1 protein-coding gene is annotated in these 16,329 nt (G+C 73.4%); it reads left to right on the top strand.

Translation table 11 applies throughout. The annotated features are described in order from the left end of the window. Positions 1-36: 36 nt before the first annotated feature. Positions 37-16,329, top strand: coding sequence for a type I polyketide synthase (locus F9C11_RS30505; protein WP_409180800.1), 16,293 nt, complete (start codon positions 37-39; stop codon positions 16,327-16,329).

Raw genomic sequence — 16,329 nt, 5'->3', positions numbered from 1 at the left:
GGCTTGTCGACGTCACGGTGTTGCTAAGGGGCCAGAGTGGATAACCAAGAGAAGCTCTTCGACTACCTCAAGAAGACGGCGGCCGAACTCCAGGAGACCCGCAAGCGGCTGCACAGGCTGGAGGCGGGCGAGGAGGAGCCGATCGCCATCGTCGGCATGGCGTGCCGGTATCCGGGCGGGGTGGAGACCCCGGAGGACTTCTGGGAGCTGCTCTCCGACGGGCGCGACGCGGTCGGCCCGTTCCCCTCCGACCGCGGCTGGGACCTCGGCGACTTCTACGACCCGGACCCGGAAAAAGCGGGCAAGTCCTACACCCGGTCCGGCGCCTTCATCAAGGACGCGAGCGGCTTCGACGCGGGCTTCTTCGGGATCAGCCCGCGCGAGGCGCTGGCGATGGACCCGCAGCAGCGGCTGCTGCTGGAGGTGTCCTGGGAAGCGCTGGAGCGCGCCCGGATCGACGTCACCACGTTGAAGGGCAGCAAAACCGGCGTGTTCGTCGGCGGGTTCACCTCGAACTACGCGATGAGCCTGGAACTGCTGCACGGCGGCTCGGGCGAGCTCGAAGGCCATATGATGACCGGCAACCTGACTGCCGTGCTCTCCGGCCGCATCGCCTACCTGATGGGGCTCGAAGGCCCCGCGGTGACCGTCGACACCGCGTGCTCCTCGTCGCTGGTGGCCCTGCACCTGGCCTGCCAGGCGATCCGCGCCGGCGAAGCCACCATGGCGCTGGCCGGCGGCGTGACCGTGCTCGTGACGCCCGGCATGTTCGTGGAATTCTCGAAGCAGCAAGGGCTTTCGGTGGACGGGCGGTGCCGCGCGTTCTCCTCCGACGCCAACGGCACCGGCTGGGCCGAGGGCACCGGCATGGTCGTGCTGGAGCGGCTGTCCGACGCGCGCCGCCACGGGCGCCCCGTGCTCGCGGTGATCCGCGGCTCCGCGATCAACCAGGACGGCGCGTCCAACGGGCTGACCGCGCCGAACGGCCCGTCGCAGCAACGGGTCGTGCGCGCCGCGCTGGACAGCGCCCGGCTGACCCCCGCCGACGTGGACGCGGTCGAGGCGCACGGCACCGCCACCACCCTCGGCGACCCGATCGAAGCGCAGGCGCTGCTGGCCACCTACGGCCAGGAACGCGACGGCGGCGAACCGTTGTGGCTGGGTTCGGTGAAGTCGAACATCGGGCACACGCAGGCCGCTTCCGGCGTGGCCGGGGTCATCAAGATGGTCCTGGCCCTGCGCAACGAAAAGCTGCCGAAAACGCTGCACGTCACCGAACCCACGCCGCACGTGGACTGGTCCGCCGGCGAGGTGGAACTGCTGACCGAATCGGTCGACTGGCCCGCGGGCGAGCGCGTCCGCCGCGCCGGGGTCTCCTCTTTCGGCGGCAGCGGCACCAACGCGCACTTCATCCTCGAAGAAGCTCCGGCGGAGGAACCGCCGGACGGGGCCGCCGAGCCCGAAGCCCCGGTCGTCGCCGGCGCCAACGCCTGGCTGGTCACCGGCCGGTCCGCCGAAGGGCTCGCCGCGCAGGCGGCCCGGATCCGGGACTGGGCGGCCGCCCGTCCGGAGCTGGACGCCGGCCGGATCGCCTGGTCGCTGGCCACCACCCGGGCGGTGTTCGAGCACCGCGCCGTGGTGCTGGGCGGCGATCCGCTGGCCGGGCTGGACAGCCTGGCCGCGGACGCCCCCAGCGGCGCGGTGGTCTCCGGGGTGCGGCGCGACGACGTGCGCCCGGTGTTCGTGTTCCCCGGGCAGGGTTCGCAGTGGGTCGGGATGGGGCGGGAGCTGGCGCAGGCGAGCCCGGTGTTCGCGGCGCGGCTGGCGGAGTGCGAGGCGGCGTTGGAGTCCTTTGTGGACTGGAAGCTGTCCGAGGTGCTCGCCGAAGAACTGACCACGGCGGATCGGGTGCAGCCTGCGTTGTGGGCGGTGATGGTTTCCCTTGCCGCCGTGTGGGAAGCGGCCGGGGTCCGGCCGGAGGCGGTGGTCGGGCATTCGCAGGGTGAGATCGCGGCGGCGACGGTTGCGGGGATGTTGTCCCTTGAGGATGGTGCGCGGGTTGTTGCGCTGCGGTCGAAGTCGTTGAAGGTGCTGGCGGGTCTGGGCGGCATGTTGTCGGTCAATGCGGATGCTGCCGAAGTCGAGAGGCGACTGAGCCGGTGGGGCGAGCGGTTGGCGTTGGCTGCGGTCAACGGTCCGGCCGCGGTGGTCGTCTCGGGCGAGCCGGAGGCGTTGGCGGAGCTGAAGTCCGAATTGGACGCTGAGGGTGTCCGGGCGCGGATGGTGGCGGTGGATTACGCGTCGCATTGCGCGCAGGTGGAAAGCCTGGAAGACGAGATTCGTGCGGTGCTGGCGGGAATCGAGCCGCGCAAGGGCCGGGTGCCGATGGTGTCGGCGATGTCCGGAGAAACCCTGACCGGCGAGGAACTCGACGCCGGGTACTGGTACGAGAGCCTGCGCGCGCCGGTCCGCTTTGAACGCGCGATCGCCACGCTTTCCGGGCAGGGCCACCAGATGTTCGTCGAGGTGTCCCCGCATCCGGTGCTGCTGGGCGCGATGAACGACACTCTGGAGGAGGTCGCGCGCGAGGCGGGAGCCGGTGCGGCGGCCGGCGCGGTCTGCGCGACTCTCCGCCGGGACGAGGGCGGCGCGGACCGGCTGGTGGCTTCGTTCGCCGAGGCTTTCGTGCACGGCGCGGCCGTGGACTGGACCACACTGCTGCCTTCCGCGGCGCCCGTCGAATTGCCGACGTATGCCTTCCAGCGCAAGCGTTACTGGCCGCAGGGCGTGCTGTCGGGCTTCCACGGGAAGTCCGGCAACGGCGACCTGTCGACGCTGGGGCTCGGCGTGCTCGGGCACCCGCTGCTCGGTGCGGCCGTGGACCTGGCGGGCGGCGCGGGCCTGGTGTGCACCGGGCACCTCTCGCCGAAGGCCCAGCCGTGGCTGGCCGACCACGCGGTGGACGGCACGATGCTGCTGCCCGGCACCGGATTCGTCGAGCTGGCCGTCTGCGCCGGGGACCAGCTCGGCTGCGGCGCGCTGGAAGAACTGACGCTGGAGGCGCCGCTGATCGTGCCCGCCGAGGGCGAGGGCCTGCAGCTCCAGGTCGTGGTGGCCGAGGCGGGCCGGGACGGCCGCCGGCCGGTGGAGATCTTCTCCCGCCCCGAACAGGCCGGTCCCGGCCAGGAATGGGTCCGGCACGCGGCCGGGACGGTCGCGCCCGCGGGCCCGGCCGGTTCCGCCGACGAGGACCTGCTGAGGTGGCCGCCGCGCGACGCCATGCCAGTCGACGTCTCAGAGCTGTACCCGACGTACCTTGCCGACGTTTACGGTCCTTCGTTCCACGCGCTGCGCGCCGCCTGGCGCCGCGACGGGGACGTCTTCGCCGAGATCGTGCTTCCCGACGACGTCGCCGAGAAGGCCGGTTCCTACGGCCTGCACCCGGTCCTGCTGGACGCGGCGCTGCACGCCTCGGTCATCGCCGAGGCCGACGCGGGCGTGCCGGAGGAGCCCGGCACCGTGCCGATGCCGTTCGCCTGGACCTCCGTCGAACTGCACGCCGCGGGCGCGTCCACGCTGCGGGTGCGGTTGCGGCTGGACGGGCAGGGCTCGGTTTCGCTGACCGCCGCCGACGCCACCGGAGCCCCGGTCGTTTCGGTGGGCTCGCTGGTGAAACGCCGCGTGCCGACCGGCCAGCTGCGGCCCGCCGACAGCGCGCTGGCCGACTCGCTGTTCGTCCAGGACTGGGTCGCGCTGCCGGACGCCGCGGCTCCGGCGGGGGAGTGGGCGCTGCTCGGAGCCGACCGCTTCGGCCTGCTCGACGGGCTGGGGCTGCCGGTGCGGGCGTACGCGGACCGCGCCGAACTGGCCGAGGCCGTCGAAGCGGGCGAGATCGACCCGAGCGTGGTTCTGTGGTGCGCCGGTGCGGAAGACACTGGCGAGGACATGCCGGAGAAGGTGCGCCGCGTCAGCGCTTCGCACCTGGAATTGCTGCACGAATGGCTGGCCGAGACCCGGCTGGCCGGTGCGCGGCTGGTGGTCGTCACCCAAGGAGCGGCCGGCGCCGAAACGACCGACTTGGCCGGAGCCGCGGTATGGGGCCTGACCCGCTCGGCACAGTCCGAGGAACCCGGTCGCCTGGTGCTCGCGGACGTGGGCGCCGAGCAGTTCGCGCTGCTTCCGGCGGCGCTGGGCTGCGACGAACCCGAGCTGCTGCTGCGCGACGGCCGCGCCCGCGGCAGGCGGCTGGTCCGGCCGGAGGGCCGGCTGTCCGCGGTCGAATGGCCGGACGGCACCCGCTCCGATCCCGCTGCTCGCACGCTGCTGGTCACCGGCGGCACCGGCACTCTGGGCGGCCTGACCGCCCGGCATCTGGCGGCCACCGGCCGCGCCGGGGGAGTGGTGCTGCTCAGCCGGTCCGGCGCGGCCGCGGGCGTGGCCCCGCTGGCGGCCGAGCTGGCCGAAATGGGCGTGTGGGTGCGAGTCGTCGCCTGCGACGCCGCCGATCGCGCCGCTCTGGCGACCGTGCTGGCGCAGCTGCCCGAAGAGCATCCGCTCGGCTCTGTCGTGCATTCCGCCGGGGTCGTGGACGACGGCGTGCTCAGCGCGCTGACGCCGGAGCGGCTGGCCGCGGTGCTGCGGCCGAAGGCGGACGCCGCCTGGCATCTGCACGAGCTGACCGCCGGGATGGATCTCGACCTGTTCGTGCTGTACTCCTCGGCGGCGGCGATGTTCGGCGCGGCCGGGCAGGGCAGCTATGTCGCCGCGAACTCCTTCCTGGACGCGCTCGCCGCCTGGCGGCGCGGCGCCGGGCTCGCCGGGATGTCCCTGCAACTCGGGCCGTGGGCGCACGAGGAAGGCATTGGCCGGCACCTGGACCAGCAGTCGCTGTCCCGGATCGACCGCAGCTTCATCCCGTTGAGCGGCGAGGAAGGCCTTGTCGTCCTCGACGTGGCGCTGGGCCGCGACGAGCCGGTCCTGATGCCCGCGCACCTGGACCTGCCCGCGCTGCGGGCGCTGGCCGCGGGCAGCACCGAGGTCCCGCCGATCTGGCGTTCGCTCGTCGGCGCCACCGGGCGGCGGACCGCGGTCTCGCGCGTCGCGGACGGCGCGGGCGAAGGCGAGTCGCTGCGGCGGCAGCTGGCGTCGGTCTCCGGTGCGGAGCGCGGCCGCGTCCTGCTGGACCTGGTGTGCGCGCACGTCGCCGCGGTGCTCGGGCACGCCTCCGCGGAAGCGATCGACGCGAACCGGGCGTTCACCGACGTCGGCTTCGACTCGCTGACCGCGGTGGAACTGCGGAACCGGATGAACGCGGCCACCGGTCTGCGCCTGCCCGCCACCCTGGTCTTCGACTACCCCACGCCGGTCGCGCTGGCCGGGCTGCTGCGCACCGAGCTGGCCGGCGACCTGCCCGCGGTCTCGCCGCCCCCGGCCCCGGCCGCGCGGCAGGCCGGGACGGACGAGCCGATCGCGATCGTCGGCATGGCCTGCCGGTTCCCCGGCGGCGCGGCCAGCCCCGAGGAGCTGTGGCAGCTGCTGGCCGCGGGCGCGGACGCCATCGGCCCGTTCCCGCAGGACCGCGGCTGGGACCTCGACCTGCTGAACGACCCGCTGCTGGGCTCCTTCGACCAAGCCGGCGGTTTCGTCCGCGACGCCAGCGCGTTCGACGCCGGGTTCTTCGGGATCAGCCCGCGCGAGGCGCTGGCGATGGACCCGCAGCAGCGGCTGCTGCTGGAGGTGTCCTGGGAGGCGGTCGAGCGGGCCGGGATCGACCCCGCTTCGCTGCGCGGCACGCAGACCGGCGCGTTCGTCGGCGGCTACAGCTCCCGGTACGCGACGGATATCGACCTGGAAACGTCCGGCGTCGCCGAAGCGCAGCTGGTGACCGGCAACGCCACCAGCGTGCTTTCCGGCCGGTTGTCCTACACGCTCGGGCTGGAAGGCCCGGCCGTCACGATGGACACCGCGTGTTCGTCCTCGCTGGTCGCTCTGCACCTGGCCAGCCAGGCGCTGCGCGGCGGCGAGTGCGGGCTCGCGCTCGCCGGCGGCGTCACCGTCACCGCGACGCCCGGCGTGTTCAGCGCCTTCGCGAAGGCGGGCGGCATCTCGGTGGACGGGCGATGCAAGTCGTTCGCCGCCGCCGCGGAGGGTTCCGGTTTCGCCGAGGGCGCGGGCATGCTCGTGCTCGAGCGGCTTTCCGACGCGCGGCGCAACGGGCATCCGGTGCTGGCGCTGGTCCGGGGTTCCGCGGTGAACCAGGACGGCGCGTCGAACGGCTTGACGGCGCCGAACGGCCCTTCGCAGCAGCGGGTGATCCGCGCGGCGCTGGCCAGCGCCCGGCTCTCCGAGTCCGATGTGGACGTCGTCGAGGCGCACGGATCGGCCACCACGCTGGGCGACCCGATCGAGGCGCAGGCGTTGCTGGCGACCTACGGACAGGGCCGGGAACGGCCGTTGTGGCTGGGCTCGGTGAAGTCGAACATCGGGCACACGCAAGCCGCGGCGGGCGTGGCCGGCGTGATGAAGATGGTGCTCGCGCTGGGACACGAGCAGCTGCCGAAGACCCTGCACGTGGACGACCCGACCCCGCACGTGGACTGGACGGCGGGCGAGGTGCGGCTGCTGACCGAGCCGGTGTCGTGGCCGGCGGGGGAGCGGGTGCGCCGGGCCGGGGTGTCGGCGTTCGGCATGAGCGGCACCAACGTGCACGTGATCGTCGAGGAAGCGCCTCAGGCCGACGCGGCCGAGCGGAAGCCGGGCGAAACCGGGACGCCGGTGCTGACCGGCGGTCCGGCGGCGCTGCTGGTGGCCGGGCGGAGCGCGGAAAGCCTGGTGGCGCAGGCGGACCGGCTGGCCGACTGGCTGGCCGAACGCCCGGAGCTGCCGCCGTCGGACGTGGCGTGGTCGCTGGCCACCACCCGGTCGGCGTTCGAGCATCGGGCCGTGGTGCTCGGCGACACCCGCGAAGAGCTGGTTTCCGGTCTGCGCGCGGCGCCCGGCCCGCTGTCCGGGGTGGCGCGGGCCGGCGGCCGGACCGCCTTCGTGTTTGCCGGACAGGGCGCCCAGTGGACGGGCATGGGCCGGCAAATGCTGGCCGACAGCCCGGTTTTCGCGGCCCGGTTCGCCGAATGCGAGCGCGCCCTTGCGTCCTGTGTGGACTGGAACCTGACCGAGGCGCTCGCCGGCGAGCTGGAAGCGGCGGAGATCGTGCAGCCGTTGCTGTGGGCGGTGATGGTGTCGCTGGCCGCGGTGTGGGAGGCGGCCGGCGTCGCTCCGGACGCGGTGGCCGGCCATTCGCAGGGCGAGATCGCGGCCGCGACGGTCGCGGGCATGCTGACCGTCGAGGACGCCGCGAAGGTCGTCGCCGTGCGGTCGCGGGAGCTGACCGGGCTGTCCGCGCCAGGCTCGATGGTCTCGGTGGTCATGCCCGCCGAATCGGTGCGCGAACTGGTGGAGCGCTGGGGCGACCGGCTTTCCGTCGCCGCGGTCAACGGCCCCGCCGCCGTGGTGGTGTCCGGCGAACCCGAGGCGCTGACCGAATTCGAACGGGAACTGGCCTCGCGGCACGTGCTGCGCTGGCGGATCCCGGCGTCCGACTTCGTCGCGCACTCCCCGGCGGTCGATTCGCTGGCCGAGGTGCTCGCGACCGGGCTGGCGAGCATCGCGCCCCGCGCCGGCCGGGCGCCGATGATGTCCACGGTCACCGGCGATTGGGTGTCCGGGGCCGAACTCGGCGCGGACTACTGGTTCGCGAACCTGCGCCGGACCGTGCGGTTCGAGGACGCCACCCGTGCGCTGCTCGCCGCCGGTTATCTGTCCTTTGTGGAGGTTTCGCCGCATCCGGTGCTGACCGCGTCGGTGACCGAGACCGCGGAGGACGCCGGGATCGGCCCGGTGCTGACTGTCGGCACCCTGGAACGCGAAAACGCGGGCGTGCGCCGGATGCTCGCTTCGCTGGCCGAAGCGCACGTCGGCGGCCTGCCCGTGGACTGGACCGCGGTGCTGCCCGCGGGCGCCCGCGTCGATCTGCCCACCTATGCCTTCCAGCACGAGCGTTACTGGCTGAGCGGCTCCGCCGCCGCAACGCCGCCCGCCGGAGCGGAAACCGCCGAGGAAGCCCGTTTCTGGGCCGCGGTCGAGGGCGGCGACGTGGCGAGGGTCGCGGACACGCTGTCGCTGCCCGACGAAGACCACCTGGACGCGGTGCTGCCCGCGCTGGCCTCGTGGCGCAAGCGGGAACGGGACCGCTCGGCCACCGAGTCCTGGCGCTACCGCATCACCTGGGCGCCGGTGGCCGAACCGTCCGCCGCCCGGCTCGACGGGAGCTGGCTGGTCGTCGTGCCCGCCGCGCAGGCCGAGGACGAGCGGGTGCGGGCGTGCGTGGCCGCGCTGGCCCGCCGCGGCGCCGAGCCGGTGCTGCTCGCGCTGGACGCCGCGGTGACCGACCGGGTCGCGATGTCGGCGGCGCTCGGACCGGTGCTGCGAGACACCGGCGAAGCGAGCGGGGTGCTGTCGCTGCTCGCGCTGGACGAGACTCCGCTGGCCGGGCATCCGGTGGTTTCGGCCGGCCTCGCCGCCACTGCCGCATTGGTGCAGGGGCTGGACGACGCGGGCGTGGCCGCGCCGCTGTGGCTGGCCACCTGCGGCGCGATCGCCGCCGGTGCGGGCGAGTTCCCGGCCAGTCCGGCACAGGCCCAGATCTGGGGCTTCGGCCGGGTGGTCGGGCTCGAGTACCCGGACCGCTGGGGCGGGCTGGTCGACCTGCCCGCCGCGGTGGACAAGCGGACCGGTGCGCAGCTGGTCGCGGTCCTGTTCGGCTGCGACGAGAACCAGGTCGTGCTGCGACCCGCCGGGATACTGGGCCGCCGCCTGACCCACGCTCCCCGCCCGAAGAGCGCGGGGACGTGGCAGACCCGCGGCGCCGCGCTGGTCACCGGCGGCACCGGCGCGCTCGGCGGCTACGTGGCGCGGTGGCTGGGCGAGCACGGCGGCGACCGGCTCGTGCTGACCAGCCGGTCCGGCCCGGCCGTGGCGGGCATCGCCGCGCGGGCCGCCGAACTGGCCGAACAGGGCAGCCGGGTGGACGTGCTGGCCTGCGACGTGAGCGTGCGCGCCGAGGTCGCCGGGGTCCTCGGCTGGATCGGCGACGACCTCTCCGCCGTGGTGCACACCGCGGCGGTGCTGGACGACGGCGTGATCGACGGCCTGAACCCGGCCCGCCTGGAAACCGCGCTGTCGGCCAAGGGCGGCGGCGCCGCGCATCTGGACGAACTCACCGCCGGCCGCGAGCTGGACGCGTTCGTGCTGTTCTCGTCGGTGGTGGCCACCACGGGCGGGCCGGGACAGGCCAACTACGCCGCGGCCAACGCCTACCTCGACGCGCTCGCCGAGCACCGGCGAGGACGTGGCCTGCCCGCGTTGTCCGTGGCCTGGGGCCCCTGGGAAGCCGGGGTGGCGCAGGGTTCCGAAGCGGCGCGGCAACGGCTGGCCCGCAACCAGTGGGAAGGCATGATGGCGCCGGAGCTCGCGGTGCGGGCGCTCGGCGAGGCGCTCGAGGGCGGCGACACCGTCCTCACGGTGACCAACATCGACTGGTCGGTCATCCTGGACACCCCGCACGCGGCGGCGAGCCTGCTCCAAGTCCCGCTGATGCGGGATCTGCCGGAGATCCACCGGCTGGCCGCGCTCGTCGCGGAAGCGCCCGCGGAAACGGCCGAGGGCGATCTGGCCGCTTCGCTGGCCGGGCTCTCCGGCGCCGAGCAGACCCGGGTGATGTCCGACCTGGTCCGGGGCCTGGCCGCGAAGGTGCTCGGCTTCGCCTCGGGGGAGTCCGTCGACCCCGGCCGCGCGTTCAGCGAGATGGGCTTCGACTCGCTGACCTCGGTCGAACTGCGCAACGACCTCGGCTCGGCCACCGGCCTGCGGCTGCCCGCGACGCTCCTGTTCGACTACCCGACCCCCGGCGCGGTCGCCGGCTGCCTGCTGGCCGAACTGCTCGGCGCGCTGCCCGAGCAGACCCGCGCCGTCGCCGCCGCGCCGGCGGCGTCCGGCGAGCCGATCGCCATCGTGGGCATGAGCTGCCGTTATCCCGGCGGAGTGGTCGATCCCGACGGGCTGTGGGCGCTGCTGGCCTCCGGCGGCGACGCGATCTCCGGTTTCCCGCTCGACCGGGACTGGGACCTCAGCGCGCTGGACGAGTCCTCCTATGTCAGCTCCGGCGGTTTCGTCGAGGACATCGCCGGCTTCGACGCCGGGTTCTTCGGGATCAGCCCGCGCGAGGCGCTGGCGATGGACCCGCAGCAGCGGATGCTGCTCGAACTGTCCTGGGAAGCGCTGGAACGGGCCGGGATCGCCCCGGAATCCCTGCGCGGCACCAGCACCGGGGTGTTCGCGGGCGGCTACTCGTCCGGCTACGGCTACGACGCGGACTTCTCCGGCGCGGCGCACCTGATCACCGGCAACGCGACCAGCGTGCTGTCCGGCCGGGTGTCGTACTCGCTGGGCTTGGAAGGCCCGGCCGTCACTGTGGACACGGCGTGCTCTTCGTCGCTGATGGCCATGCATCTGGCGGCGCAGGCGCTGCGGTCCGGCGAATGCTCGATGGCGCTCGCCGGCGGCGTGACCGTGCTGGTCAGCCCGGCCGGGTTCGTCGGGTTCAGCGAGCAGAGCGGACTGGCCGAAGACGGCCGCTGCAAGGCTTTCTCCGACGACGCGGACGGCATGGGCTTCGCCGAGGGCGCGGGCCTGGTCGTGCTGGAGAAGCTCTCCGACGCGCAACGGCAGGGCCACCGGGTGCTCGCCGTGCTGCGGGGTTCGGCGGTGAACCAGGACGGTGCGTCGAATGGGTTGACGGCGCCGAATGGTCCTTCGCAGCAGCGAGTTATTCGCGCGGCGTTGGCGAATGCCGGGCTGTCCGAGTCCGAAGTGGACGTGGTGGAGGCGCACGGTACGGGCACCAAGCTCGGTGATCCGATTGAGGCGCAGGCGTTGCTGGCGACTTACGGCCGGGACCGGGATCGGCCGTTGTGGCTGGGTTCGGTGAAGTCGAACATCGGGCACACGCAAGCCGCGGCTGGTGTGGCCGGGGTGATCAAGATGGTGCTGGCGTTGCAGCATCAGGAGATTCCGCGGACGCTGCATGCCGATGTGCCGTCGTCCCAGGTGGACTGGACGGCCGGTCAGGTCGCATTGCTGACCGAGAGCACGCCGTGGCGGGCCAACGGGCATCCGCGCCGCGCCGGGGTGTCGTCGTTCGGGCTGAGCGGCACCAACGCGCACGTCATCCTGGAGGAAGCGCCCGCCGAGGCGCCCGCGGAGGCCGAGGAGCGCGAGCCGGTGCTCAGTGCCGGTGAGGCGGGGGCGTGGGTGCTGTCCGGCCGGACCGCCGAGAGCCTCGTGGGCCAGGCGGAGCGGCTGCACGACTGGGTGCTCGACCGGCCGGAGCTGTCTCCGGCGGACGTGGGCTGGTCGTTGGCGACGACGCGGTCGGTGTTCGAGCATCGCGCGGTCGTCACCGGCGATTTCCCCGCCGGGTTGCGAGATCTGGTCGCCGGGACGCCGTCGGGCTCGGTGGTGACCGGGGCCGCGCGGGCCGGGGTGCGTCCGGTGTTCGTGTTCGCCGGGCAGGGTTCGCAGTGGCTCGGGATGGGACGCGACCTCGCGCGATCGAGTGCGGTGTTCGCGGCGCGGTTGGCGGAGTGCGAGCGGGCTTTGGAGTCCTTTGTGGACTGGAAGCTGTCCGAGGCGCTCGAAGGCGAGCTGGAGTCGGCGGACGTCGTGCAGCCTGCCTTGTGGGCGGTGATGGTGTCTCTGGCCGCGGTCTGGGAGGCGGCTGGCGTCGCTCCGGACGCGGTAGTCGGGCATTCGCAGGGTGAGATCGCGGCGGCGACGGTTGCGGGGATGTTGTCCCTTGAGGATGGTGCGCGGGTTGTTGCGCTGCGGTCGAAGTCGTTGAAAGCCCTGGCGGGTCTGGGCGGCATGCTGTCGGTGGGCGCGGCGGCCGATGTGGTGGAAGAGCGGATCGCCAAGTGGGGCGAGAAGCTGGCGTTGGCTGCGGTGAACGGTCCGGCTGCGGTGGTGGTGTCGGGTGAGCCGGAGGCGTTGGCTGCGCTGAAGTCCGAATTGGACGCCGACGGCGTGCGGGCGCGGATGGTGGCGGTGGATTACGCGTCCCATTGTGCGCAAGTGGAGCGCCTGGAAGACGAGATTCGTGCGGTGCTGGCGGGGATCGAGCCGCGGCGCGGCCGGGTGCCGATGGTGTCGGCGATGTCCGGAGAAACCCTGACCGGCGAGGAACTCGACGCCGGGTACTGGTACGAGAGCCTGCGCGCGCCGGTCCGTTTCGAACGCGCGGTGAGTGCCTTGGCGGAGCGCGGACACCAGCTGTTCATCGAGGTGACCCCGCATCCGGTCCTGCTTGGCGCGATCACCGACACCGTCGAGGACGCCGCTGCCGGGTGCGGCACGCTCCGCCGGGACGACGGCGGCGCGGCGCGGTTGCTGACCTCGTTCGCGGAAGCTTTCGTCCACGGTGCGCCGGTGGACTGGGCGGCGGTGCTGCCCTCGGGGAACCGGGTCGAGCTTCCGACCTATGCGTTCGAGCACGAGCGCTACTGGCCGAAGGCCGCGACCGGCCGCGGCGGGAACGCGGCGTCCCTCGGCTTGGGCGCGGTGGACCATCCGCTGCTCGGCGCGGCGGTCGAACTGGCCGGCGGCGCGGGTGTCCTCTGCACCGGCCGGTTATCGGTGCGCACGCATCCGTGGCTGGCCGACCATGTGGTGGGCGGCGTGATCCTGTTGCCCGGAACCGGGTTTGTCGAGCTGGCGGTGCTCGCGGGCGACCAGGTGGGCTGCGGTCTGCTGGAAGAACTGACCTTGCAGGCGCCGCTGGTGGTCCCGGCCGAGGGCGGCGTACAGGTCCAGGTGGTGGTCGCCGACGCCACCGGCGACGGCCGTCGCACGGTGGAGGTGTTCTCCCGCCGGGACGGAACCGGTGAAGAGTGGACCCAGCACGCCACCGGGGTGCTGGCCCCGGTCGCGGCCTCGCCGGTCGCGGACGAACTCTCGGTGTGGCCCCCGCAGGGCGCGGAAGCGATCGGCCTCGACGGGATGTACACCGCCGAAGGCGCCTACGGCTACGGCCCGGCGTTCCGGACTCTCCGCGCGGCTTGGCGGCTCGGTGACGAGATCTACGCCGAGGTCCGGCTTTCCGGGGACACCGCGGAGGAAGCGGACGCGTTCGGCCTGCACCCGGCGCTGCTCGACGGGGTGCTGCACGCCAGCGCGCTGTTCGGCACGGCTGAGCCGGGCGAGGCGCGGCTGCCGTTCGCGTGGAACGGCGTCCGGCTGCGGGCCAGCGGTGCGTCCGTTCTGCGCGCCCGGCTGCGCCGGGACGACGCCGGTGCTCTCGCCGTGCTGGCCGCCGACACCGCCGGGGCCACCGTGCTCTCGGTGGACTCGCTGGTCACTCGTGCGGTTTCGCTGGAGCAGGTCCGCGCGGCCGGTGCGGCGCAGCCTGACTCGCTGTTCACCGTGCAATGGCAGCCGATCGCGGAAACCGCCGCGAAGACCGGCGACTGGGCCCTCCTCGGCGCCGATCGCTTCGGAGTCGCGGACGCGCTTCCGGTGACCTCCTTCGCGGATCTCCCGGCGCTGGCCGAGTCCGGCACCGTGCCGAGCGTGGTGATGGTCTGCGCCGGCGGCGCCGGCGAGACCGATACGGCCGAGGCCGCGCGGCGCGCCACCGCCGAGACGCTGGAGCTGATTCAGCACTGGCTGGCCGACGACCGTTTCGGGACGGCGCGGCTGGTGGTCCTGACCCGGCGCGGTCTGGCGACCGCTCCCGGCGAACCGGTGGCGGACCTGGCGTCCGCGGCGGTCTGGGGTCTGGTGCGCTCCGCGCAGTCGGAGAACCCGGACCAGGTCGTCCTGGCCGACTTCGCCGAGGGCGACGACCTCGCCGCGCTGCCGTCCGCAGTGGACAGCGGCGAGCCGGAGGTGGCTGTTCGCGGCGGTGTCGTGTTGGGGCGGCGGCTGACGCGTCCGTCCGGTGATCTCGCGCTGCCGGAGGGGTTGTGGCGGCTGGAACCGGACGCGGGCGGCTCGCTGGAGGGCCTCGCGCCGGTCTCGCTCGCCGACGCGGCGCTGGAGCCGGGCCAGGTCCGGGTAGGGGTGCGGGTCGCGGGCCTGAATTTCCGGGACGTGCTGATCGCACTGGACATGTACCCCGGCGGAGGGGTGCTGGGCGGCGAGGTCGCGGGCCGGGTCCTGGAAGTCGGGCCCGGGGTGACCGGGTTCGCCGTGGGCGATCGGGTGCTGGGCATCGCCTCCGGCGGGTTCGGCCCGGAGGTCATCGCCGACGCGCGGCAGCTCGTGCCCATCCCCCAAGGCTGGACGGACGTCGAGGCCGGTGCTGTCCCGTCGGCCTTCCTGACCGCCTGGTACGCGCTGGTGGAGCTGGCGGGCGCGCGGGCCGGGCAGCGGGTTCTGGTGCATGCGGCCGCGGGCGGCGTGGGGATGGCGGCGGTGCGGATCGCGCGGCATCTGGGGTTGGAGGTTTTCGCGACGGCCAGCCCGGCGAAGCATGGTGTGCTGGCTGGGTTGGGTCTGGACGCGGATCATATTTCGACGTCGCGCGGTGTTGAGTTCGAGGGCGATTTCCTTGCTGCGACTGATGGTCGTGGTATGGACATCGTGGTGAACTCGCTGGCGGGCGAGTTGGTGGATGCGTCGCTGCGGTTGCTGCCGCGAGGCGGTTCGTTCGTGGAGATGGGCCGGACCGACCTGCGGGACCCGGAGAGCATCCCGGCGGGGATCGGCTACCGGTCGTTCAACCTGGCGGAGGCCGGGCCGGACGGACTGCACGACATGCTGGTCCAGATCGTCGAACTGATGGCGGCTGGGGTGCTGGCGAAGCTGCCGGTGCGGGTGTGGGATGTGCGGCGGGCGCGGGAGGCGTTCCGGTTCATGTCGCAGGCCAAGCACACCGGCAAGATGGTCTTCACCATTCCGGCGGCTTCGGCGGCGGGTTCGGCGCTGATCACCGGCGGCACGGGGACGTTGGGCGGTTTGGTGGCCCGGCATCTGGCGTCGACCGGGCGTGCGGACGAGCTGGTGCTGACCGGTCGTTCCGGTCCGGGTGCGCCGGACGTCGCCGTGCTGGCCGCGGAGCTGGCCACCTCGGGCGCGTCAGTGCGCGTGGTCGCCTGCGATGCGGCGGAACGTGACGACCTCGCCACTGTGGTGCGTGGGGTGCCGTTGCTGAAGACCGTGGTGCACACGGCGGGTGTGCTGGACGACGCGACGATCGCGTCGCTGACGTCCGAGCGGGTGTCGGCCGTCATGCGGCCCAAGGTCGACGGTGCGTGGAATTTGCACGAGCTGACCCTGGACCGCGAGCTGGACGAGTTCGTCCTGTTCTCCTCGGCGGCTTCCACCTTCGGCGCCGCCGGGCAGGGCAACTACGTCGCGGCGAACTCCTTTTTGGACGGTCTCGCGGCGGACCGCCGGGCGGCCGGGCTGCCGGGAACCTCGCTGGCGTGGGGCTTGTGGGCCGAAGCGAGCGCGTTGACCGGGCGGCTCAACGACAGCGAGCGCTCCCGCATCAGCCGCGGCGGGATCGGGGCGCTGAGCGCCCAGGACGGCCTCGAGCTGTTCGACCGGGCGCTGGCGCGGGACGAATCCGTGCTCGTGCCCGCCCGGCTCGACGTAGCGGGCATGCGCGCGAAGGCCCGGACCGCCGAGGACGTGCCGCCGCTGTGGCGCGCGCTGGTCACCGGCGGCCCGGCTCGGCGGGCGGCGGTGTCGGCCGGAGCCGGCGGCGCGGATTCGCTGCGGCAGCGGCTGGCCGGACTGTCCGAACCGGACCGGGACCGCGCACTGATCGACCTGGTGCGCACCCACGTGGCGGCCGTGCTCGGGCACGGGTCCGCGGAGGCGATCGACGCGAACCGGGCGTTCACCGACCTGGGCTTCGACTCGCTGACCGCGGTCGAGCTGCGGAACCGGCTGAACACCGCGACCGGGCTGCGGCTGCCCGCCACGCTGGTCTTCGACTACCCGAACGCGGTCGAGCTGGCCGGTCTGCTCCGGGACAAGCTGGTGCCGGACCTCGAAGCGCCCGGCGGCGCGCAGCCGGCCGAGGACCGGCTCCGCGCCGCGCTCGCCGCCGTTCCGCTGGAGAGGTTCCGCGAAGCGGGGCTCATGGAAGGGCTGCTGCGGCTGGCCGGCGTCGAGGATTCGGCGGCCGGAGAGGACGCGGGCGACATCGACGAGCTGGACGCGGACGACTTGATCCGCCTGGTGCTCGACACCGACAGCGACAGCGAATGA

Origin of the sequence: Amycolatopsis sp. VS8301801F10, from assembly GCF_046195355.1 — a bacterium.
Lineage (GTDB): Bacteria > Actinomycetota > Actinomycetes > Mycobacteriales > Pseudonocardiaceae > Amycolatopsis.
This window is presented reverse-complemented; position numbering and strand designations above follow the sequence as displayed.